This is a genomic window from Clostridium sediminicola (assembly GCF_050402865.1).
GTDB lineage: Bacteria > Bacillota > Clostridia > Clostridiales > Clostridiaceae > Clostridium_AF > Clostridium_AF sediminicola.
On record NZ_BAABMF010000011.1, the window covers coordinates 26,086 to 47,218 of the forward strand.

Annotated in this window: 20 protein-coding genes, 20 tRNA genes and 1 riboswitch; of the genes, 3 read left to right on the forward strand and 37 right to left on the reverse strand. The window is 32.2% G+C overall.

The window, feature by feature from the left end:
* Window positions 1-210 precede the first annotated feature (210 nt).
* Window positions 211-1,272, reverse strand: coding sequence for a glutamine-hydrolyzing carbamoyl-phosphate synthase small subunit (carA, locus tag ACQ3F0_RS16625; protein WP_428866496.1), 1,062 nt, complete (start codon window positions 1,270-1,272; stop codon window positions 211-213).
* 337 nt (window positions 1,273-1,609) lie between these two features.
* On the opposite strand from carA, the gene pflA reads away from it, so the two are divergent.
* Window positions 1,610-2,326, forward strand: coding sequence for a pyruvate formate-lyase-activating protein (pflA, locus tag ACQ3F0_RS16630; RefSeq protein WP_428866497.1), 717 nt, complete (start codon window positions 1,610-1,612; stop codon window positions 2,324-2,326).
* Window positions 2,327-2,378: 52 nt separating this feature from the next.
* Here the strand turns inward: pflA and pyrE are convergent, their stop codons facing one another.
* The 7 genes from pyrE to pyrB form a co-directional block, all read right to left on the reverse strand.
* On the reverse strand, window positions 2,379-2,948 hold the full coding sequence (pyrE, locus tag ACQ3F0_RS16635; RefSeq protein WP_428866498.1) for an orotate phosphoribosyltransferase: 570 nt from the start codon (window positions 2,946-2,948) through the stop codon (window positions 2,379-2,381).
* 128 nt (window positions 2,949-3,076) lie between these two features.
* A complete protein-coding gene (locus ACQ3F0_RS16640) occupies window positions 3,077-3,973 on the reverse strand; it encodes a dihydroorotate dehydrogenase (protein WP_428866499.1) in 897 nt (298 codons plus the stop codon).
* Complete coding sequence (locus ACQ3F0_RS16645; protein WP_428866500.1) at window positions 3,966-4,697, reverse strand: dihydroorotate dehydrogenase electron transfer subunit; 732 nt, start codon at window positions 4,695-4,697, stop codon at window positions 3,966-3,968. The genes ACQ3F0_RS16640 and ACQ3F0_RS16645 overlap by 8 nt, the downstream gene beginning before the upstream one ends.
* On the reverse strand, window positions 4,698-5,570 hold the full coding sequence (gene pyrF, locus ACQ3F0_RS16650; RefSeq protein ID WP_428866501.1) for an orotidine-5'-phosphate decarboxylase: 873 nt from the start codon (window positions 5,568-5,570) through the stop codon (window positions 4,698-4,700).
* A gap of 10 nt (window positions 5,571-5,580) precedes the next feature.
* A complete protein-coding gene (locus ACQ3F0_RS16655; protein ID WP_428866502.1) occupies window positions 5,581-6,774 on the reverse strand; it encodes a dihydroorotase in 1,194 nt (397 codons plus the stop codon).
* Window positions 6,774-7,214 carry an aspartate carbamoyltransferase regulatory subunit gene (locus ACQ3F0_RS16660; RefSeq protein WP_428866503.1) on the reverse strand — a complete coding sequence of 147 codons (441 nt, stop codon included), beginning with the start codon at window positions 7,212-7,214 and terminating at the stop codon, window positions 6,774-6,776. Before ACQ3F0_RS16660 ends, ACQ3F0_RS16655 begins: the two co-directional genes overlap by 1 nt.
* Window positions 7,214-8,140 carry an aspartate carbamoyltransferase gene (gene pyrB, locus ACQ3F0_RS16665; RefSeq protein WP_428866504.1) on the reverse strand — a complete coding sequence of 309 codons (927 nt, stop codon included), beginning with the start codon at window positions 8,138-8,140 and terminating at the stop codon, window positions 7,214-7,216. Before pyrB ends, ACQ3F0_RS16660 begins: the two co-directional genes overlap by 1 nt.
* A 468-nt stretch (window positions 8,141-8,608) precedes the next feature.
* Between pyrB and pdxS the strand changes: the two genes are divergently transcribed.
* Window positions 8,609-9,478: a pyridoxal 5'-phosphate synthase lyase subunit PdxS gene (gene pdxS / locus ACQ3F0_RS16670; protein ID WP_428866505.1), complete on the forward strand. Its 870-nt coding sequence runs from the start codon at window positions 8,609-8,611 to the stop codon at window positions 9,476-9,478.
* Window position 9,479: 1 nt separating this feature from the next.
* Entirely contained in the window at window positions 9,480-10,046 is a 567-nt protein-coding gene (gene pdxT / locus ACQ3F0_RS16675) for a pyridoxal 5'-phosphate synthase glutaminase subunit PdxT (RefSeq protein WP_428866633.1), read from the forward strand.
* Between the two features lie 92 nt (window positions 10,047-10,138).
* On the opposite strand, the gene ACQ3F0_RS16680 is transcribed toward pdxT, so the two are convergent.
* The 29 genes from ACQ3F0_RS16680 to ACQ3F0_RS16820 all read right to left on the reverse strand — a co-directional run bounded on the left by ACQ3F0_RS16680 (window position 10,139) and on the right by ACQ3F0_RS16820 (window position 21,125).
* Window positions 10,139-11,071 (reverse strand): ABC transporter permease, encoded by a 933-nt coding sequence (locus ACQ3F0_RS16680; protein WP_428866506.1) that lies wholly within the window; start codon window positions 11,069-11,071, stop codon window positions 10,139-10,141.
* Entirely contained in the window at window positions 11,072-12,142 is a 1,071-nt protein-coding gene (locus ACQ3F0_RS16685) for an ABC transporter permease (protein ID WP_428866507.1), read from the reverse strand.
* Window positions 12,143-13,666, reverse strand: coding sequence for an ABC transporter ATP-binding protein (locus tag ACQ3F0_RS16690; RefSeq protein ID WP_428866508.1), 1,524 nt, complete (start codon window positions 13,664-13,666; stop codon window positions 12,143-12,145). It abuts the gene before it with no gap.
* A gap of 128 nt (window positions 13,667-13,794) precedes the next feature.
* Window positions 13,795-14,925 (reverse strand): BMP family ABC transporter substrate-binding protein, encoded by a 1,131-nt coding sequence (locus ACQ3F0_RS16695; RefSeq protein ID WP_428866509.1) that lies wholly within the window; start codon window positions 14,923-14,925, stop codon window positions 13,795-13,797.
* Window positions 14,926-14,974: 49 nt separating this feature from the next.
* Window positions 14,975-15,544 (reverse strand): xanthine phosphoribosyltransferase, encoded by a 570-nt coding sequence (locus tag ACQ3F0_RS16700; RefSeq protein ID WP_428866510.1) that lies wholly within the window; start codon window positions 15,542-15,544, stop codon window positions 14,975-14,977.
* A gap of 147 nt (window positions 15,545-15,691) precedes the next feature.
* Window positions 15,692-15,793, reverse strand: a riboswitch (purine riboswitch).
* 100 nt (window positions 15,794-15,893) lie between these two features.
* Complete coding sequence (locus tag ACQ3F0_RS16705) at window positions 15,894-16,970, reverse strand: DmpA family aminopeptidase (RefSeq protein WP_428866511.1); 1,077 nt, start codon at window positions 16,968-16,970, stop codon at window positions 15,894-15,896.
* Between the two features lie 163 nt (window positions 16,971-17,133).
* Window positions 17,134-17,601: a hypothetical protein gene (locus tag ACQ3F0_RS16710; protein ID WP_428866512.1), complete on the reverse strand. Its 468-nt coding sequence runs from the start codon at window positions 17,599-17,601 to the stop codon at window positions 17,134-17,136.
* A 459-nt stretch (window positions 17,602-18,060) separates the two neighbouring features.
* Window positions 18,061-18,137: transfer RNA gene (locus tag ACQ3F0_RS16715), tRNA-Arg, on the reverse strand.
* Between the two features lie 130 nt (window positions 18,138-18,267).
* Window positions 18,268-18,341: transfer RNA gene (locus ACQ3F0_RS16720), tRNA-Gly, on the reverse strand.
* A gap of 8 nt (window positions 18,342-18,349) precedes the next feature.
* Window positions 18,350-18,424 (reverse strand) — tRNA-Gly (locus tag ACQ3F0_RS16725).
* A gap of 17 nt (window positions 18,425-18,441) precedes the next feature.
* A tRNA-Leu gene (locus tag ACQ3F0_RS16730) sits at window positions 18,442-18,525 on the reverse strand.
* A gap of 17 nt (window positions 18,526-18,542) precedes the next feature.
* Window positions 18,543-18,618: transfer RNA gene (locus ACQ3F0_RS16735), tRNA-Lys, on the reverse strand.
* A 3-nt stretch (window positions 18,619-18,621) separates the two neighbouring features.
* Window positions 18,622-18,696, reverse strand: a tRNA-Gln gene (locus ACQ3F0_RS16740).
* Window positions 18,697-18,704: 8 nt separating this feature from the next.
* A tRNA-His gene (locus tag ACQ3F0_RS16745) sits at window positions 18,705-18,780 on the reverse strand.
* Window positions 18,781-18,784: 4 nt separating this feature from the next.
* Window positions 18,785-18,861: transfer RNA gene (locus ACQ3F0_RS16750), tRNA-Arg, on the reverse strand.
* 12 nt (window positions 18,862-18,873) lie between these two features.
* Window positions 18,874-18,947, reverse strand: a tRNA-Gly gene (locus ACQ3F0_RS16755).
* Window positions 18,948-18,952: 5 nt separating this feature from the next.
* Window positions 18,953-19,028, reverse strand: a tRNA-Pro gene (locus ACQ3F0_RS16760).
* A 60-nt stretch (window positions 19,029-19,088) separates the two neighbouring features.
* A tRNA-Arg gene (locus ACQ3F0_RS16765) sits at window positions 19,089-19,165 on the reverse strand.
* A gap of 8 nt (window positions 19,166-19,173) precedes the next feature.
* Window positions 19,174-19,247 (reverse strand) — tRNA-Gly (locus ACQ3F0_RS16770).
* Window positions 19,248-19,255: 8 nt separating this feature from the next.
* Window positions 19,256-19,330, reverse strand: a tRNA-Gly gene (locus ACQ3F0_RS16775).
* Between the two features lie 17 nt (window positions 19,331-19,347).
* Window positions 19,348-19,431, reverse strand: a tRNA-Leu gene (locus tag ACQ3F0_RS16780).
* A gap of 17 nt (window positions 19,432-19,448) precedes the next feature.
* Window positions 19,449-19,524, reverse strand: a tRNA-Lys gene (locus ACQ3F0_RS16785).
* A gap of 3 nt (window positions 19,525-19,527) precedes the next feature.
* A tRNA-Gln gene (locus ACQ3F0_RS16790) sits at window positions 19,528-19,602 on the reverse strand.
* A gap of 8 nt (window positions 19,603-19,610) precedes the next feature.
* Window positions 19,611-19,686 (reverse strand) — tRNA-His (locus ACQ3F0_RS16795).
* A 4-nt stretch (window positions 19,687-19,690) separates the two neighbouring features.
* Window positions 19,691-19,767, reverse strand: a tRNA-Arg gene (locus ACQ3F0_RS16800).
* 10 nt (window positions 19,768-19,777) lie between these two features.
* Window positions 19,778-19,851 (reverse strand) — tRNA-Gly (locus ACQ3F0_RS16805).
* 3 nt (window positions 19,852-19,854) lie between these two features.
* Window positions 19,855-19,930: transfer RNA gene (locus tag ACQ3F0_RS16810), tRNA-Pro, on the reverse strand.
* A 115-nt stretch (window positions 19,931-20,045) separates the two neighbouring features.
* Window positions 20,046-20,516: a YfcE family phosphodiesterase gene (locus tag ACQ3F0_RS16815; RefSeq protein ID WP_428866513.1), complete on the reverse strand. Its 471-nt coding sequence runs from the start codon at window positions 20,514-20,516 to the stop codon at window positions 20,046-20,048.
* A 12-nt stretch (window positions 20,517-20,528) separates the two neighbouring features.
* On the reverse strand, window positions 20,529-21,125 hold the full coding sequence (locus ACQ3F0_RS16820) for an XTP/dITP diphosphatase (RefSeq protein WP_428866514.1): 597 nt from the start codon (window positions 21,123-21,125) through the stop codon (window positions 20,529-20,531).
* Window positions 21,126-21,133: the final 8 nt, after the last annotated feature.

Below are 21,133 nucleotides of genomic sequence, written 5' to 3' on the forward strand. Positions count from 1 at the left end.
ATTATAAATTGCGAACAAGTTCGAAATTTATAGTGACAAGTTACAAGTAATAAGTGACAAGTTGTGGATACCTTTCGCAAACAAAAGCTCATTGTTCCATCATCAAAGATGATAAAAGTTTAGTTAAAAATTTTCTGCAAGAAAATCATCATTAACTTATCACTTGTCACTGTTTTGGTTAGCATTTTATTTCAATTGCGAATAATTAATTTATCTTAAGTAGTCCATAAATTGATCAAACAAATAAGTAGTATCTGTTGGTCCTGGTGCTCCTTCTGGATGGAATTGTACTGAAAAAACTGGTAAGATATTAAGTTTAATTCCTTCAACCGAATCATCATTTAAGTTTACATGTGAGATTGTTGCATCTGTGCCCTCTAAACTTTCTTTACTTACAGCATATCCATGATTTTGAGATGTTATAAATGCTTTATCCCTATTCAAATCTAAAATACCGTGATTTCCACCTCTATGTCCATATTTCATTTTATAAGTATCTGCACCTATAGCAAGTGCTAAAAGTTGATGTCCAAGACATATACCGAAAGTAGGGTATGTTTCTATAATTTTATTTATTTCTTCAGTTACTTCAATAATATCTTTTGGGTCTCCAGGTCCATTACTTAATAAAACTCCATCAGGATTTATATTTTTTATTTTTTCAAATTTTGTATCATAAGGAACAACTGTAATATTACATCCTCTAGCCTTTAAATTTTCAAGTATGTTATTTTTAGCCCCAAAATCATATACAATAACATTAGGTCCATTTCCTTCAATCTTATATATTTCCTTTGTACTAACTTCCTTAACTAGTTCTTTATTCAATTTATAGTTATCAATTATTTGTCCTAGTTCAATAATTGATTTTTTCTCACTTGATATAACACACCTCATTGTCCCTGCAGTTCTTATTTTTCTTGTGATTTTCCTAGTGTCCACATTACTAATACCTAAAATATTATTATTTTTCAAAAATTCATCCAACGAAATTTCACTCATATAATTTGATGGTGTATCACAAAGAGACTTAATTATAAATCCTTTTGCATGAATTTTTTTCGATTCATTTTCTTTTATATTCACACCATAGTTTCCTACTAGTGGATATGTCATATTAACTATCTGTCCTGCATAAGATGGATCTGTCAATATCTCTTGATAACCTGTCATAGAAGTATTAAAAACTATTTCTCCAACCGTTGTCCCTTCAATTCCAAATCCTTTACCTTCAAATAACGTTCCATCTTCTAGATATAAAACAGCATGCATAAAAACGACCTCCTCATTTGGGGATTATTAAAATATTTTATTTTCTTATATTTATTCATTTTTTTTTATATTTATACATAGATTATCATTTTACAATTCTATTGTCAACTCACTGTATATAAAAAAAGCTCCTATCGTAAGATAGAAACTTTAAAAGTTATTATCTTACCTTTCTAATCTCACAGGATTAAATTAAAGGTGACTCATAAGTAATATAAAAATCATTATTACAATTCCTTATCTGTATCTCGTACAAATTTAAAGAATGTTATTGAACTAATTTTTGTTTGATATTATAGTATAAATAACACATATTATTGAGAAAAGAGGTAATTCATTGATAAAAGGTAGAATCCACTCTTTTGAAAGCATGGGCTTACTCGATGGCCCTGGTATTCGTAATGTTATTTTTTTACAAGGTTGTCCTTTAAGATGTTTATTTTGCCACAACCCTGATACTTGGAATTTTTCTAAAGGTCAAAGTATTGAACCTCATGATTTATTGCGAAAAATCCTAAAATACAAACCTTACTTTGGCAATAATGGTGGTGTTACTTTTTCAGGTGGTGAACCTTTAATGCAACCTGAATTTTTACTCCAATGTCTAAAGCTATGCAAGGAAAATAATATTCATACAGCTATTGATACTTCTGGCTGTGGTGCGGCTAATTATAGTGAAATTCTTAAATACTCAGACTTAGTTTTACTTGATATAAAGCATGTAGATTCTAAGAATTTCGAACTTTTAACTGGCGTAAATAAATCTAAATTGGACAATTTTATAAATGAATTAAACAAATCAAGTTCAAGAGTTTGGGCTAGACACGTGATAATTCCATCTATGACAGACTCAGAAGAACATATAAAAAAGCTAGCCAAAATAATAAATACCATAAAAAATATCGATAAAGTAGAACTATTGCCTTATCACACTATGGGAAATTTTAAGTATGAAAAACTTAGTTTAAAATATCCTTTAGAAAATATTCCTGCTATGGATAAGGACAAATGTAAGTCTCTCGAAAACAAGCTGAAAACTCTTGTCAATCTATAATTAATTTAATTAAATTTCAAGCTTTCACTCTAGTGAAAGCTTTTTTTCTTAATTATTTTATATTTCTACTTCCTGGTTTTACATAAGGAGTTCCTTCTTTACATAGTGGACACTCTTCTTTATCGTAACTTTGAACATCTATAGCTATTGCGCTATAGATTGGTAAGTCGATATTACTACTTTTTCTATCTACTAAGCAGCATATTCCAATTACTTCACCACCTAATTCCTCTAAAATTTTAGCTGTTTCTAATGAAGATTTACCTGTTGTAACAACATCTTCACTTATAATAATTTTTTGACCTTTTTTTATCTCAAAACCTCTTCTTAGAGCCATAGTTCCATCTACTCTTTCAGTAAATATTGCAGGTTTACCCACTTGTCTACCAACTTCATAAGCAACTACTATACCACCCATTGCTGGTCCAACTACGATATCAAAATCTACATCTTTTAATTTTTCTTTTATAACTGAAACTACTTTCTCTGCTTTATCAGGGTATTGAAGTAATTTAGCACACTGACAATATCTGTTACTATGTCTTCCAGATGATAATAAAAAGTGACCTTCTAATAAAGCTTCTGATTCTCTTAATATTTCAAGTACATTTACGTTTTCCATTATATAACCCCCGATATTTTAATTTTCATATAGACATACCACTCCAACTATAAATCTAACCAAGTCCAAAACTCATTGAAGCCTGAGCTTTTGCACATGTTTAGATTAAGTTTCCGTAAGGTATGGCTTTATATTATTCCTCTAATTTCACTTAAATTTGATATTCCTTCTTTTTTCATAAATTCTTCAATGCCTTTTATAATTTCTATTCCCGCATAAGGATTTGCAAAATTTATTGTTCCTATTTGTACTGCTGTTGCTCCAGCCATTATGAATTCTATGACATCTTCTGCTGTAGATATGCCACCAATTCCAACTACAGGTATATCTACACTTTTACAAACATCATAAACCATTCTAAGTGCTATAGGCTTTATTGCAGGTCCTGATAATCCAGCAGTTTTATTATTAAATATAGTTTTTCTTTTTCTTATATCTATTGCCATGGAATTGAAAGTATTTACTAATGATAAGGAATCTGCTCCAGCTTCATGACATTTAACAGCCATATCTACAATATTTTCTGCATTAGGTGATAACTTTACCATTAGAGGCTTTTTACAAATCTTTCTCACTTCTGAAACAGTTTCGTATGCAACATCAGACTTTATACCAAATGCCATTCCTCCATGTTTTACATTTGGACATGATATATTTAGTTCAATTATATCCACATCTGTATCATTCAAAAGTTCAATTCCTTTCAAATAATCTTCTAACGTTCCTCCACCTAAGTTAGCAATTAAAGCAGTATCAAACTTTTTCATATTCAAAAGTTCATTATTTATGAAATGCTCAACGCCTGGATTCTGCAACCCTACACTATTCATAATTCCACTCTTTGTTTCAAAGATTCTAATTCCATCATTTCCTGCCTTAGGAGTTATTGTAAGTCCTTTTGTACTTATACCACCTAACTTAGACACATCATAAAACTGGTTATATTCTTCTCCAAATCCAAAAGTACCTGATGCAGCTATCACTGGGTTTTTTAAATTAATTCCGCACAACTCCACATTAATCATTAAAAATCAGATCCTTTCCGTTAAATACCGGGCCGTCTTTACATGTTCTTTTATTTCCATCATTTGTCTTACATGTACAAACTAGACATGCACCAATGCCGCAAGCCATTCTTTTTTCCATAGAAACAAATACTTCTGTTTCTACTTCTTTACACATTGCTATTACTTTCTTCATCATGATATCTGGTCCACAACAGAACACAACATCATAATTCTCTGGAGCAAAATATTCAGTAATAAACCCTTTTTCACCTTTTTCTCCAGTTTCAGTAGCTATAATTACCTTATTTACATTTTTTTCCACAGTTTCCACAGAATAATCCACAGCTTTAAATCCCGCATAGAAATCTGTAGTTTTTGCTTTTAATTTCTTTGAAAGATATGCCATAGGAGCAATTCCTATTCCCCCTGCCACTATAGCTACTCTCCCATCATGCTCAAGATTATACGTATTTCCCAAAGGGCCCATAATCTGGACACTTTCGCCAATTTCAACTTCACTTAATAACCTTGTTCCTTTTCCTTCTACTCTATACAGAAAACTGATACCTTCATCATCAATATCATATATACTTATTGGTCTAGGAAGTAAAAGTTCATTATCCCAACTTTTCAACATATAAAATTGTCCTGGCTCTCCTTGAAAATCGCCTTTTAATTTCATTTTAAATATATCATCGGATTTCGCTATATTTTCTATAACCGTTTCACTTGTACAAATCATCTAAATTTTCTCCTTTGCACATTTTCTTATAGCATCACGCATTTTTATAGCTTCTTTCCTTGAACACTCTGCGAAGTTCTTGTCTCCATTTTCATACTTTTTATATGCAAGAAGTAGTCCTCTTGATGAATTTACTACCCCACCATTTCCATCTTTTAAATAAATTGCTGCTTCTTCAGCTCCTCCTCCTTGTGCACCAAAACCTGGTATCAAGAAGAATGTTGAATTTAGCTCTTTTCTAACTCTTTTTCCATCTTCAACTTCGGTACATCCTACTACTCCTCCAATGGAGCTATATCCACAATTTCCAAGGGCCTCTTCACCAATTTTCTGAACCTTTTCACCTACAATATCATATACATTTCTTCCAGCTTGACTTACTATTCCTTCAAAATCTACTGAACCTTTATTTGAGGTCTTTATTAAAACAAACAATCCTTTTTCATTGTTTTTTATAAAAGGCATAAATGGTTCTATACTATCCATTCCCATATAAGGATTTATTGTCATAAAGTCACTTTCAAATTCGCCAGTAAAGTGGGCTTTTGCATACATTTCTGCTGTTTTTGCTATATCTCCTCTTTTTACATCTGCAATAATTATATTCTTCTTTTCTCTAAGATATTGGAGAGTTCTCTTATAAGCTAATAATCCTTCAATTCCATACGATTCATAGTATGCTATTTGAACTTTAAAACAAGCAGCAACATCTTCAGTAGCATCTATAATTTCTTTATTAAAATTAAATATTTTATCTTCTATAGAATCAAATTTATTTGAAAACCACTCTGGTATATAGTCTATTGAAGTGTCTAATCCAACACAAACATGTCCTTTTTCCTCTACTGCTTTATATAATCTATCAACTATCATAATTTCCCTCCTATTTGTCATTTGCATCGTAAACTAAATTTCCTTCTTTTAATGTACTTAATACTTCACCATATACTTTCATTCCATCAAAAGGAGAATTTTTACCTTTGGATACAAATTTTTCTGAATCAACTGAATAACTTTTATTCAAATCGAGTAATACTAAATCCGCATCATATCCTTCGGTTATTTGCCCTTTATTAAGCTTCATAATTTCCGATGGTCTTCTAGACATTATATTAGAAAGTTCATTTAAACTAATATGTCCTTCTTTTACCAATTTGGTATAAGTCACCGAAAAAGATGTTTCTATTCCTGAAATTCCAGGAGATCCATTCTTCTTATCTTCTAATGAGTGAGGTGCGTGATCCGTTCCTATGGCATCAACATACCCCTCTTTTATTGCTCTAATCAAATAATCAATATCATCTTTTTCTCTTATCGGAGGATTAACTCTATATGGAGTATTTTCAGGTAGGGCTAAGTGATGTGGAGTAACTTCACAAGTTATTCCATATCCTTCTTTCTTAGCATCTATAACATACTCTAGTGACTCTTTTGTACTTACATGAGCCATATGAAGTTTGCAACCAGTATATTTTGCTAATTCAATATCTCTCCATGTCATAAAGTTTTCTGCAAGTCTCATATCTATATTACTTAAATCTTGAGATTCTGCATGAGAGATAATTGTTAGATTTTTATCTTTTGCTTTCTTCATTGCTTCTAACATAACATAATTATTATCCACACCTTTTCCATCATCAGAAATAAACATAACTTTTTCATCAATATCATCTAGGTGAGAAATATCTTTTCCCATTAAATCTTTAGTTATAGAAACAGTTTGATGTACATGTACTAATCCAACCTCATCAGCTCTTTTTAGTACATACTCTACTGTTTTCATATCCGAACATACCGGTTTAGTATTAGCTAATAAGTTCACAACAGTGTATCCACCTTTAACTGCTGCCTTTGAACCTGTTTGAATATCTTCTTTATAAGTAAATCCAGGATCTCTAAAGTGTGCATGTAAATCAACAAATGATGGCATCAATACCTTATCTCTTCCATCTATAGTTTTGCAATCTGCAATTATTTCCTTATCTACCCTATTTATTTTTCCATCCTTTATATACACATCTCCGCAGAAATCCTTTTTATAATCAACAATTCTAACATTCTTTATTAATATCTCCATTAAATATCTCCCTCATGATAGAATTCATATAACTCGTCACAGTATTTACATCTATATTCTTTATTCTCTCTATTAACTAAATAGAATTTATGCGAAATGTTTTTTTCAATAGAAGTTATACATCTAGGGTTTTTGCATTTTATCACGTTCTGGACTTTTTCTGGAAGCCTTATTTTTATTTTATCTGAAATAGTTTCATTTTCAATTATATTTACAGTTATACTTGTATCTATCAATCCTAATACATCTAAGTTTAAATCAATATTGTTTTCTATTTTTATAATATCTTTTTTCCCTAACATTTTACTTTGAACATTCATAATCAAAGCAACTGAAAATTCAGCTTTGTTCAGTCTTAAGTAGTTGAAAATTTTCATACCTCTTCCGGATTTTATATGATCAATAACAATACCATTTTTTATGCTATCAACATTCAACATTATTCACACACCCCCAACAACTTAGCCATTAATGCCATTCTTACATACATGCCAAATTTTGCTTGTGGAAAATAACATGCTCTTTTATCATTATCAACTTCATATGATATTTCATTCACTCGAGGAAGTGGATGAAGTACAATCATATCATCTTTTGCCATATCCATTATATCTTTATTCAATATATATCTATCTTTTAATCTTACATAGTCTTCTTCATTAAAGAACCTTTCTCTTTGAACTCTTGTCATATATAAGATATCTGCTTCTTCTATAGCATCTTCTAACTTTTCTAATTCTATGAATTCAATATTGTTCTTTTGAAGAACTTCTTTTTTTATATAATCTGGGATTTTTAATTCATTTGGAGATACTAATAAAAATTTATTGTTTTTGTATCTTGATAGTGCTTTTACTAAGGAATGAACGGTTCTTCCAAATTTCAAATCACCGCATAATGCTATTACATTATTATTAAAACTACCTTTTGTTCTTCGAATAGTTAATAAATCTGTTAAAGTTTGAGTTGGGTGTTGGTGTCCACCATCACCTGCGTTTATTACTGGAATTGATGAATACATTGAAGCTACTTTTGCAGATCCTTCTTTTGGGTGTCTCATAGCTGCTATATCTGCATAGCAACTAATAGTTCTGATTGTATCTGCAACACTTTCTCCTTTAGATACTGAACTAGAATTTGCATCGGAGAATCCTATTATCTGACCTCCAAGTCTTAACATAGCTGCTTCAAAGCTTAATCTTGTTCTTGTACTTGGTTCGTAAAATAATGTTGCTAATATTTTACCTTTCCCTACCTCAGAAAACTTTTCTGGGTTTTCAATAATTTTGTCTGCTAATTTAAATACTTCTTCTAACTCATCCACTGTAAAGTCCATTGGATCAATTAAATGTCTACTTTTTAACATTTTTATTCCTCCTTTTCAGTATCTCTGTACCAATTTAAAAGGCAAGCTTTTTTTAGTTTTAAATTGTATGTTATGAATAATTTTTTGTAAAATAAAAACCTTCTCTTATGAGAAGGTATAGTTAGCCTATAGTTTTACAGAATTCATCTGTATTTATATAAGTAATAGTTTCCTTCTCAGCCTCTCTGGACAAATTTAAAGGTTTCTGTATTTAATTCTTTTAATGAATTATAACACACATATTTTTTTACGTCAACATTAATATTCCCCATACAAAAACTCTACTTTTTGCAGTCGTTTTTATGTGTATATAGTTATCAAGTAAAAATTTTAAGTTGTTGTAATAAATACCTCCCCTAAATTGTATCGATACATTTGCACTGTGAAAACGTTGTAAGTATAATAGTTTTCAAGTGGTATTGCTTAACTAGTAATGCATAATAATTTTAAAAATGGAGGTCTATGCAAATGGAAAATCATACTATTAATAAAAATTTGGCACAAATGTTAAAAGGCGGAGTTATTATGGATGTTATAAATCCTGAACAGGCAAAAATAGCTGAGGCTGCTGGTGCTTGCGCAGTAATGGCACTTGAAAGAGTACCTGCGGATATTAGAAAGCAAGGCGGAATAGCTAGAATGTCAGACCCTAAAATGATAAAAGAAATACAAGAAGCTGTATCTATACCGGTTATGGCAAAAGTAAGAATAGGCCATATGGTTGAAGCTCAAATTCTTCAACAACTAGGAATAGATTTTATAGATGAAAGTGAAGTTTTAACTCCAGCAGATAATGCATATCATTTACATAAAAAAGACTTTAAAGTTCCTTTTGTATGTGGTGCAAGAAATTTAGGAGAAGCTCTAAGAAGAATTGGAGAAGGTGCTGCAATGATAAGAACTAAAGGAGAAGCTGGTACTGGAAACGTAGTGGAAGCTGTAACTCACATGAGATGCATGATGGATGAAATTAGAAAAGTAAAAAACTCCCCTAAAGAAGAACTTATGACTATTGCAAAAGAATTAGGTGCTCCATTAAACCTTATAGAATATGTTTGGGAAAATGGAAAACTTCCAGTAGTAAACTTTGCAGCAGGAGGTATAGCAACTCCAGCAGATGCAGCCTTAATGATGCAACTTGGATCAGAAGGTAATTTTGTTGGTTCTGGAATATTTAAATCAGAAAATCCTGAAAAGAGAGCAAAAGCAATAGTTATGGCAACTACTCATTACAATAACCCTGACATTATAGCAGAAGTATCAGAAAATTTAGGAGAACCTATGTACGGTCTTGATTCTAAGGAGTTAACAGTTAAATATGCAGAAAGAGGCTGGTAAAATAAAAATTGGTGTTTTATCTCTTCAGGGTGGAGTAATAGAACATATAAATCATATAAAAGCCTTAAACCATAATGCAATAGAAGTAAAAAAAGTAGAAGATTTAGATAATATTGATGGTCTTATAATTCCTGGCGGTGAAAGTACAACTATAGGAAAACTTTTAGTAAATCTTAATCTACTAAAACCTATTAAAGAAAAAATAGCTTCTGGAATGCCTGTATGGGGAACTTGTGCTGGAATGATACTTCTTGCAAAAAATATTGAAAATTCACCTGATAAATACTTAAACCTTATGAATATAAATGTTAGAAGAAATGCTTATGGTACCCAAATAAATAGTTTTGAGACTTGTGAAACTATAAAAGAAGTTTCACATGAGCCTATACCTTTAGTTTTTATACGTGCTCCTTTTGTTACAGAAATAAATGATAATGTTGAAATTTTATGTAAAGTTGATGAGCATATTGTCGCAGTAAAAGAAAAAAATATGCTAGCTACTTCATTCCATCCAGAACTAACAGATAATTTAGAATTCCATAACTATTTTTTAAATATGTGCATATAACTGCATCAGTATATAAAATGGCCCATTTTTTAATACAACCACTGTTCTAAATTAAAAAGCTCCCTGCAATTTATGCAAGGAGCCTTTAGTTTCTATCTCTCTTCTCTAAAATATGCTTCACCCAAAGAAGCTGGGCCTGCATTTTTGTTTTTTTGAATTGAAGCTATTACCAATATTACAATAGTAACTAAGTATGGAAGCATATCTATGAAATACAAAGATACATATTCTGTAATTCCAGAAAATCTAAATGCAATTATAGCTAATCCACCAAATAAGTAAGCTCCTATAAGTGCTTTATATGGATTCCATGCAGCAAAGATTACTAAAGCAACTGCAATCCAACCTCTACCTGCAGTTACATTTTCTTGCCAAGAAGGAACGTAAACTAATGATAAGTATCCTCCACCTAAACCACATAATGCTCCACCTAAAAGTACGTGAACATATTTATATAATGCAACATTAATACTTGCAGCATCTGCACATTTTGGGTTTTCCCCAACGGCTCTAAGATTAAGTCCTTTTCGAGAATTATAAAAATATATTCCAATAACTACAACCATTATATATCCAAAGTACACAAATATATCCTGTTTAAAAAATACTGGCCCGATAAGCGGTATTTGAGATAATCCTGGTATATCTAATGTTCTAAAAAAAGTTTTTAATGTATCAGGAACACCTTGTCCCATAAGTGATTTTCCTATAAGTGATGAAAAGCCTGTTCCAAAAATAGTTAATGTTAAGCCAGTAACAACTTGATTTGCTCTCAAACCTATTGTTAAAAATCCATATATAAATCCTCCACAAGCACCTGCAAAAGCTGCACCTAATACTGCTAATATTGGATTGCCAGTTGTTGAGCCTACCATAAATCCAATAACTGCACCCATCAACATCATACCTTCAACTCCAAGATTCAAAAGTCCTGCTTTCTCAGTTAAAATTTCACCTAGTGTAGCAAAAAGTATTGGAGTACCAGCTACTATTGCCGCTGCAAAAAACCCTATTATTACTTCCATTTAGTTTGCCTCCTTAACTTTATTTTCTTTTTCAAAGACAACCTTATATTTAATAAAAAAATCGCTCCCAAGTACAAAAAATAAAATCATACCTTGAAGTACTAGAGCAGCAGCTTCTGGGATACCAAATGCTGTCTGAATATATGCTCCCCCTTGTAATAAAGCCGCAAAAAGTATAGATACTACTAAAATAATTGGGGCTGATAAAGAACCTAACCAAGTAACAATAATTGCAGTAAAACCAACCCCTCCAGAAACCGTTACAGAAAGAGTACTACTTACCGCTGACGCTTGAATCATTCCAACCAAACCACATAATCCACCACTCAATAAAATAGCAGTTATCATAGTTTTTGATACATTTATACCTGCATATTGAGCCGTTTTTTTACTTTCACCTAATACACTTATTTCATAACCTTTTTTTGTGTAATTCATAAATATATACATTACAACAACTAATATTAGAGCTATTATCCACCCTATATGAATATTAAATATTCTAGGTAACACAGCATTACTATCAAAATTAGCTATTTTAGGAAATCCTAAAGATTTAGGATCTTTCCATTTATCGTATTGTAAATAAGTTACCCACTTTAAAGCTATATAGTTCATCATTAAAGTTACAATAGTCTCATTTGTACCCCATTTAGATTTAAGAACTGCTGGGATAAGCGCCCATAAGCCACCAGCTAACATTCCAAATATAGCCATTAATATTAAAACTATTGGTTTTGGCAGAAATGAAAAATTCAAAGCTATAAAAGCTGCTCCAAATGCACCCATTAATATTTGACCTTCTCCACCAATATTCCAAAATTTCATTTTAAATGCCACAGCTATACCTAATGAAGTTATCAATAAAGGAATAGCAATAATTATAGTTCTTCTAATTTTTGAGTTGGATCCAAATGCACCCTTTAACATAGAAGCATAAACCTCTAAAGGGTTAAAACCTAAAGCAACAATAAAAAGAGAAGTTGCTAAAATTGCTAGAATAATTGCTATTGCTGTTATTACAACTGTTTGAAGTCTAGTAGTCTCACCTTTTTTAACTATTCTAAGCATCTATTTCTCCTCCTTTTCCAATTTATTACCTACCATAAGTAGTCCAATTTCTTCTTTAGTTATCTTATCTCCATCAACTACGCCAGTAATTTTGCCATTATAAATAACAGCTATTCTATCACATAACTCTAGGAGAACATCCAAATCTTCTGCTATGTATATAACAGAATTACCTTTTTGTTTTTCTACGTTAACAAGATCATAAATAGTATGACAAGTATTTATATCCAACCCACGTACAGGATAAGCCATTATGAGTAACTTTGGATATAAACTTAATTCTCTTCCTAATAATATTTTCTGAATATTTCCTCCAGATAAATATTTTATTGGATAATGTATGCTAGGAGTTTTGATTTGTAATCTTTCAACCATTTCTTCTGCCTTTTTCATAACAGGCTTTCTATTTATAAATAGTCCCTTCTGCTTTTGGTATTCTTTTAATAACACATTATCTACCATATCCATAGACGCTACTAATCCCATACCTAATCTATCTTCAGGGATAAAACTCATACTAATGCCTTTAGTAATTATTTCTCTAGGAGTTTTACCCACTATGTTTTCTCCATCAAAGTTAATTTCACCTTTTTGAACATTTTGAATTCCTGCTATTGCTTCACAAAGTTCCTTCTGTCCACTTCCTGCGATACCTGCTATTCCAAGAATTTCACCTTTTCTAACATCTATACAAATATCTTTTAATTTTTCAATTTTTTCTTCATTAAAAACTGTTAGATTTTTTATTTCTAAAAGTTTTTCCTCACCATTTCTTTCAGTTCTCTCAATAGATAAATCTACTGCTTTTCCAACCATTAAATCAGTTAATTCTTTAGGACTTGTGTCTTTTTTATCTAATGTCTTTATTGATTCCCCTTTTCTAAGTACAGTAACTTTATCCGCTACATCCATAACTTCATCCATTTTATGAGATATAAAAATAATTGCACACCCATCATTTTTCATTTTTCTCATTATATTAAATAATTTAACACTTTCTTGTGGAGTAAATACTGTAGTTGGCTCATCAAGAATTAATATATCTGCCCCTCTATATAACACTTTTAATATTTCCAAATTTTGTTTTTCACCAACAGACATATCATGGACATATTTATCCAACTCCACATTAAGATCTAACCTTTTAATAATTTCTTCTATTTCTTTTTTCGCTGATTTCTTATCAATAAAAATTTTACCTTTTTGCCCAACTAAAATATTTTCCAAAGCTGTCATAGCATCAACTAGTTTGAAATGTTGATAAATCATACCAACACCTGATTTTATTGCATCTTTAGGTGATGTAAACTTAACTTCTTTTCCATGAACATACATTTTACCACCATCTGGAGAATAAACACCTGATAACATATTCATCAAAGTACTTTTGCCTGCTCCATTTTCTCCAAGTAGAGCATGAATCTCTCCACCATTTATAGTTAAATTTACATTATTATTTGCAACTACTTTACCGAATACTTTTGTAAGTTTTTCAACTTTAATGAAAGGAGCTACTTTCCCCATACTATCACCTGTCCTTAATTTGTAGAGTCTTCTGTTTAACTATTTCTTCATGTTGTAATCTCTTTATTAAACGTAAGATTTAAAATAAACATTAACTTTGCCTTAGTAGGCAAAGTTAATGTTCGATACTATTCTATAATTCCTTTTACACCTTGAACAAACCAGTTCATTTCTAAAAGATCTTTATCAGTAAGCTCTACGCCCTCTGCTACCTTAACTTCTCCGTTTTGATCTTTAATAGGACCAACGAATACTTTTTTTCCAGCTAGCATTTCATCCATAGCAGCATCAACTTTTTCTTGAGTACCTTCTGGAGCATTTTTAGTTATTGGAGTAACTACAACCATACTATCATCTTCATTAGTCATGTTTTCCCAGTAACTTCCTGCTTCCCAAGTTCCATCAATAACCTTTTGAACTTCTTTAACTAAATATGGACCCCAGTTCCATACTACACCAGTTAAGTATGCATTAGGAGCAGCTGCCTCCATATCAATATCACAACCTATAGAGAAAAGGCCTGCTTCTTCAGCCGCTTGTTGAGGACCTGTAGTATCTTGATGTTGAGTAATAAGACCAACACCTTTAGCTATTAAAGCTTCAGCAGCTTGTTTTTCTAATGCTGGGTCATACCAAGTATGAGTCCACACTACTTCAACTTCTACATCAGGGTTAATTGATTGAGCACCTAAAGTAAATGCATTAATTTGTCTGATAACTTCTGGAATTTCATAAGCAGCAACATATCCTATTTTATTATTTTTATTAGCTAATGCTGCAGCTATACCTGATAAATATCTACCTTGATACTGTTTACCAAAATAATTTGACATATTGTCAGCACTTTTATATCCTGAACAATGCATAAATGTTACATCTGGATGCTCTTTAGCAGATAATTCTATACCATCCATATGTCCAAAACTAGTACCGATGATTACATTAGCACCTTCATCAATCATATTTTCTACAACACTTTGAACTTCTGAAATTTCTTCTTTAACATTCTCTTTGTAAATTGTTTCAACACCTAGTTGCTCTTCAAGATACAATCTTCCATTATTATGAGCATCAGTCCAACCACCATCACCGATTGGTCCAACATATACAAATCCAACTTTTACAGTTTTTTTCTCATCTTGAACTTTTTCTCCAGTATTATTTGAAGTGTTATTCTTCGTATTGCTTGACCCACACCCAGTCAATAAAACCCCTAAAGCCATTACCATTGCAATTAATAAAGCCGTTATTTTTTTCATAATATCCCCCTTAAAATTTTAAAAAATTAAATTTATTTTAATTTATATTTTATTTGAAAATTACATTTCCATCTTTAAAACCATCAATAATGGCTAAAGATTCTAATTTAAGGCCTTTACTCTCAATTTGTTCCCTTGCATTTTGGAATGCTTTTTCTATAACTATTCCAATTCCTACTACTTCAGCATTTCCTTGATTAGCAATTTCCATCAAGCCATCAACAGCCTTCCCTTGAGCGAGAAAATCATCTATTATTAGTATCTTATCATCTGATTTTATATACTCTTTGGCTACTCTGATATTGTAAGTAGTATTTTTAGTGAATGAGAAAACCTCTGCTTCATAAGTATTCATGTCCATATTAGTTCCTTGATGCTTTTTAGCAAAAACTACAGGTACATCAAAATACTGAGCTACTATACAAGCAATCCCTATTCCTGATGTTTCGATTGTAAGAATTTTATTTATATCATTACCCTTAAATCTTCTTTTGAACTCTTTACCTATTTCATTAAATAATCCTATATCTAGTTGATGATTCAAAAAACTATCTACCCTTAAAATATCTTCTCCAATTACTTTTCCGTCTTTTAGAATTCTCTCTTTTAATAGCTTCATCTTTAATCCTTTCTTAAAATAAAATAAACTCCCTATTCTACTTAGGGAGTTATACACGAACATTAAAATCTACACTAATTTTTAATTAGCAAAATAATACATATTATTACATAACAGTATATTTACACTAATTATCACATGTAACCTTTAATTCATATAAACACCCATAGTCAAGCTATTTACGGCAACTTGGTAGAAACGTCTAGTCCATATTACTAGACATATATGAGTCACGAACATTATTTTATTTTTGTTTATTATTATTCGCCACGTATCTATATTAAACTATATCTATCAAAAAATCAATAGATTTCTTAATAAATTTTATAATAAAAAAGAAAAAGCAACTTTATTTAACCATTAAATGCATATATGATTTTAAACTCATTCTCTTATTCCCTCTATAACCAACAACTTCATTTGCAGTTATCATTGAATTTAAAATTGCCTCTTCTGTAGCTTCAGCAACTGCTCTGAAAGCCACATCTATTTTATCCTCGTTCATAATTTTTAATTCTAAAATTGAATTGTTATAATTATCGCTAGCTGACTTACTGGTATCTTGTTTAAGTACATTTCCTGTTGAAAAACCAATAATAATTTCCCCACTTCCATGCCCTATAAAAGAACCAACCCTAGCCATTCCAACGCTTGTTCTCTTGCATACTCTTTGCATCTGTCTTGATGATAACGGCAAGTCTGTTGCAACAACTACTATTATTGAACCTTTATCAGTCTCGCTTTTTAACTTCAATTCTTCTAGAATAGCATGTCCAATATTATTGCCATCAATTCTCAAATCCCTTAACAAACCATAATTTGATTGAACTAAAACTCCAATTGTATACTCAATTCCATCTAAATCAATAACTCTTGACGACGAACCAATACCGCCTTTCAATTGATGACAAGACATACCTTTACCTCCACCAATATCACCTTCTTGAAAATCAATAGTGGCTGCCTCAAAAGCTCTTAGTACATGTTCATCCTTAACAGGCCTATTAACGATATTACTCAAATATGAGTCATTACATTCAGCTACTACCGTATTAATTGATTTAATGTCAATACCTTCGCTTAATGATTTAGAAACCATATACTGTACTAATGCATCTTGTACAATCCCTACATTTAAGGTGTTTGTTAATGCTATAGGACTTTCCAACTGACCTAATTCATTAAGTTGAATTAACCCCACCGTCTTACCATATCCATTCAATACACAAGATGAAGCAATCAATTTGTTAGTAAAAATATTATTCCCTAAAGGATTTATCACAGTTACACCTGTTTTATATTCTGTAGTATCTATAGTAGAATGACCCACTGTAACTCCTTTAACATCAGTAATCTTATTAAATTTGCCTGGTTTTAAAAATCCAATTTTTATTCCATAATCTACAATCCTCAATTGTTTACTCATAAACTTCTCCCATTCTAATATTTATTACTTTCCGTATATTTAACTTATAGATACGCGTTATTTATCTTTCTAAATTATATCATTATTAAACTCACTTTTTGTGGAATAACCATACCATGAATTTTGCATAAAAAAAGATCTACAATTAGATCTATTTTTATTATTAATCACTTACACCTTTATGTTTTTTAGTTTTACATATATTGAATAATAAAATTGATAAACCAAGTAAAATTAAAGAAGGTACAAAAAACAAACCCTTGCTTAGTGAATTTATATATATTCTCTCTATACTAAATTCAAAAATATTTACTAGCACAAAAACATTTATCCACTCATAAATTAATGAAGTAAACCTAAGTATCATTATAGAAGGAACGACTTTATAAACATATAAATCATTTATTATAGCACAAATGGGAATATATAATGCAACAGCAGTAATGCTATGAAATGTATAATCTATAGGAAGATAAGTTATTAAAAAAACAGTTATTATAAATACCACACTGGAGATAAAATATTTCTTAATGTTAATTTTCTTATTAGCAAATATATAACTAAACAACATATATAAAAACGATTCTGGAATAATACTTAATATCAATTCTGGTAAAGTTAATTTAACCATTTCATTAGTTTTTCCTTTCAAATTTACTACGACTTTAATAAATTTCTATATTTATTATATCAACAATACGTTTGTCATTATGTCAAATTTTGCTATTATGCGTTGTTTTTTTTGCTACAAAATTTTACAATTGCTTTTTAATCCTTTGTAACAACCATATATATATTACTCATCCATATATACTCTACTTTAAAGTATATAAAAATTGATAAAACACCTTTTACTATTATTACTATTTTAGTAATTAATTTAATACTATTTAATTTTAGTAATTATTCAGCTGCTTGTTTAAACAAAAGATACATTTATAAAAAAACAACTTTTATTGAAATATTTTATGTAGTTTAAAGTAAGATATTAAAATCAATGATATGCTTTATGTCTTATATACTAAAAAGGCAGGAAAATAAAAAAGAAACAGAATTTGCAAAAATGCAAACCCTGTTATTTCAACGGTTTTGGCGCGCCCAGAGGGATTTGAACCCCCGACCTCCGGATTCGAAGTCCGTAACTCTATCCAGCTGAGCTATGAGCGCATATATTTAATTCACAATGCACAATTGTGGACATCTTTCGATAAATCGAAAGCTTTTTAGTTCATTAAAAAACAACATAATTCTTATATATAATTTATCAAAAAATGAAAAAAGGTTCAAAAAATAAAAATGGAGCGGGTAGAGGGAATCGAACCCTCATCGCTAGCTTGGAAGGCTAGAGCTTTACCACTAAGCAATACCCGCATAATGTTTGGAGCGGAAGACGAGATTCGAACTCGCGACGTTCACCTTGGCAAGGTGACGCTCTACCACTGAGCCACTCCCGCATGTTGATTTGAAACAATGGTGCAGGTGAAGGGAGTCGAACCCCCACATCATAGATACTAGATCCTAAGTCTAGCGCGTCTGCCAATTCCGCCACACCTGCATGTTATTTTGTTAAAATGGTGATCCACCGGGGAATCGAACCCCGGACAACTTGATTAAAAGTCAAGTGCTCTACCGACTGAGCTAGTGAATCATTTGGCTGGGATAGCTGGATTCGAACCAGCGAGTGCAGGAGTCAAAGTCCTGTGCCTTACCGCTTGGCGATATCCCATTGTGTTGTGGGGTGGACGAAGGGACTCGAACCCTCGACAACCAGAACCACAATCTGGCGCTCTACCAACTGAACTACGTCCACCATATGGCGCGTCTTAAGAGATTCGAACTCCTGGCCCACGCCTTAGAAGGGCGTTGCTCTATCCAGCTGAGCTAAAGACGCCTACATTTTTTTTGGAGCGGGTAGAGGGAATCGAACCCTCATCGCTAGCTTGGAAGGCTAGAGCTTTACCACTAAGCAATACCCGCGTAATTGGTCGGGGTGGCAAGTCTCGAACTCGCGGCCTCATGGTCCCAAACCATGCGCGCTACCATCTGCGCCACACCCCGATATAAAATCGGCATAATTTATTATATATGTTTACTTCTTAAATGTCAAGCCATAAAATATGGCGCGTCTTAAGAGATTCGAACTCCTGGCCCACGCCTTAGAAGGGCGTTGCTCTATCCAGCTGAGCTAAAGACGCTTGTTAAATGGAGCGGGTAGAGGGAATCGAACCCTCATCGCTAGCTTGGAAGGCTAGAGCTTTACCACTAAGCAATACCCGCATAATGTTTGGAGCGGAAGACGAGATTCGAACTCGCGACGTTCACCTTGGCAAGGTGACGCTCTACCACTGAGCCACTCCCGCATGTTGATTTGAAACAATGGTGCAGGTGAAGGGAGTCGAACCCCCACATCATAGATACTAGATCCTAAGTCTAGCGCGTCTGCCAATTCCGCCACACCTGCATGTTATTTTGTTAAAATGGTGATCCACCGGGGAATCGAACCCCGGACAACTTGATTAAAAGTCAAGTGCTCTACCGACTGAGCTAGTGAATCATTTGGCTGGGATAGCTGGATTCGAACCAGCGAGTGCAGGAGTCAAAGTCCTGTGCCTTACCGCTTGGCGATATCCCATTGTGTTATGGGGTGGACGAAGGGACTCGAACCCTCGACAACCAGAACCACAATCTGGCGCTCTACCAACTGAACTACGTCCACCATATGGCGCATCTTAAGAGATTCGAACTCCTGGCCCACGCCTTAGAAGGGCGTTGCTCTATCCAGCTGAGCTAAAGATGCATTTTAAAATTGGAGCGGGTAGAGGGAATCGAACCCTCATCGCTAGCTTGGAAGGCTAGAGCTTTACCACTAAGCAATACCCGCATTTGGTCGGGGTGGCAAGTCTCGAACTCGCGGCCTCATGGTCCCAAACCATGCGCGCTACCATCTGCGCCACACCCCGTTTAGTGTTTCTATTCAACAAGTTATTCGCTTGTTGAATTTGCCGTGCTTTCTGACGACAAGGATTATTCTACACTATTTTTTTTGTTTCGTCAACACTTTTTTCAATTTTTTTTTTATAAAGATCTAATACTTGGATTTATTTTATTATTTTCGACCTTAATAATAGCATAACTATTATACCCATCCCTTGATAAAGAGGGACTTCCCGGGTTCACAAACCATATTCCTTCTTCAAATAAAATTTCTGATACATGAGTATGACCAAATAGAACTAAATCTGCTCCTATTTCCATTGCGTGATGCTTTAAATTTAACATTGAGTCTTTTACATGATATTTATGCCCATGCGTCAGTAATATATTTATACCCCCTATTTCTTCGAATCTATCTATGGGCACTCTCGTATTGTAATCACAATTTCCTCTTACATTATAAACTTCCCCTTTGAAATCGCGAGTTATCTCTGTTAAATCCTGCACATTATCACCCAAATGAATCAAAACATCGGCATGACTAATAGCTCTTATCAATTTATCAAATACATAAGTATACCTATGGGTATCACTTATTACTGCAATTTCCATAATCTATCCCTCCTATAAAAGAGTTTTAATTTCGTCTTCTAATTTTTTAAGTGCTCTACCTCTATGACTTATAGAATTTTTTTCTTCACCACTCATTTGTGCAAATGTTTTTTGAAATTGTGGATAATAGAATAATGGGTCGTAACCAAAACCATTGTCTCCTGTTTCTTCGTCAATTATATAACCATGAACTTCTCCTATGACATTAATAATCGTTTCTTCATTAATTATTAATTCCATGGCGCATACAAATCTTGCATTTCTTTCATTCCTACTTACATCCTTTAATTCACTTAATAATTTTCTATTATTTGCTTTAGTATCACCATGTTCCCCGCTATATCTAGCCGAATAAACTCCTGGTTCTCCTCCTAATGCATCAACCATCAATCCTGAATCATCTGCTAAAACCATAACATCATTTGTAATATCTTTTATAGCTTTGGCTTTAATGTGAACATTCTCTTCAAATGTTACACCTGTCTCCTCAATATCTATATCTATACCAGCTTCTTTTAAAGAAACTACCTCCAAATTATACTTGGATAGAATATTTTTAATTTCTTCAATTTTGTGCTGATTATTACTTGCTACAATTAACTTTTTCATAATTTCCC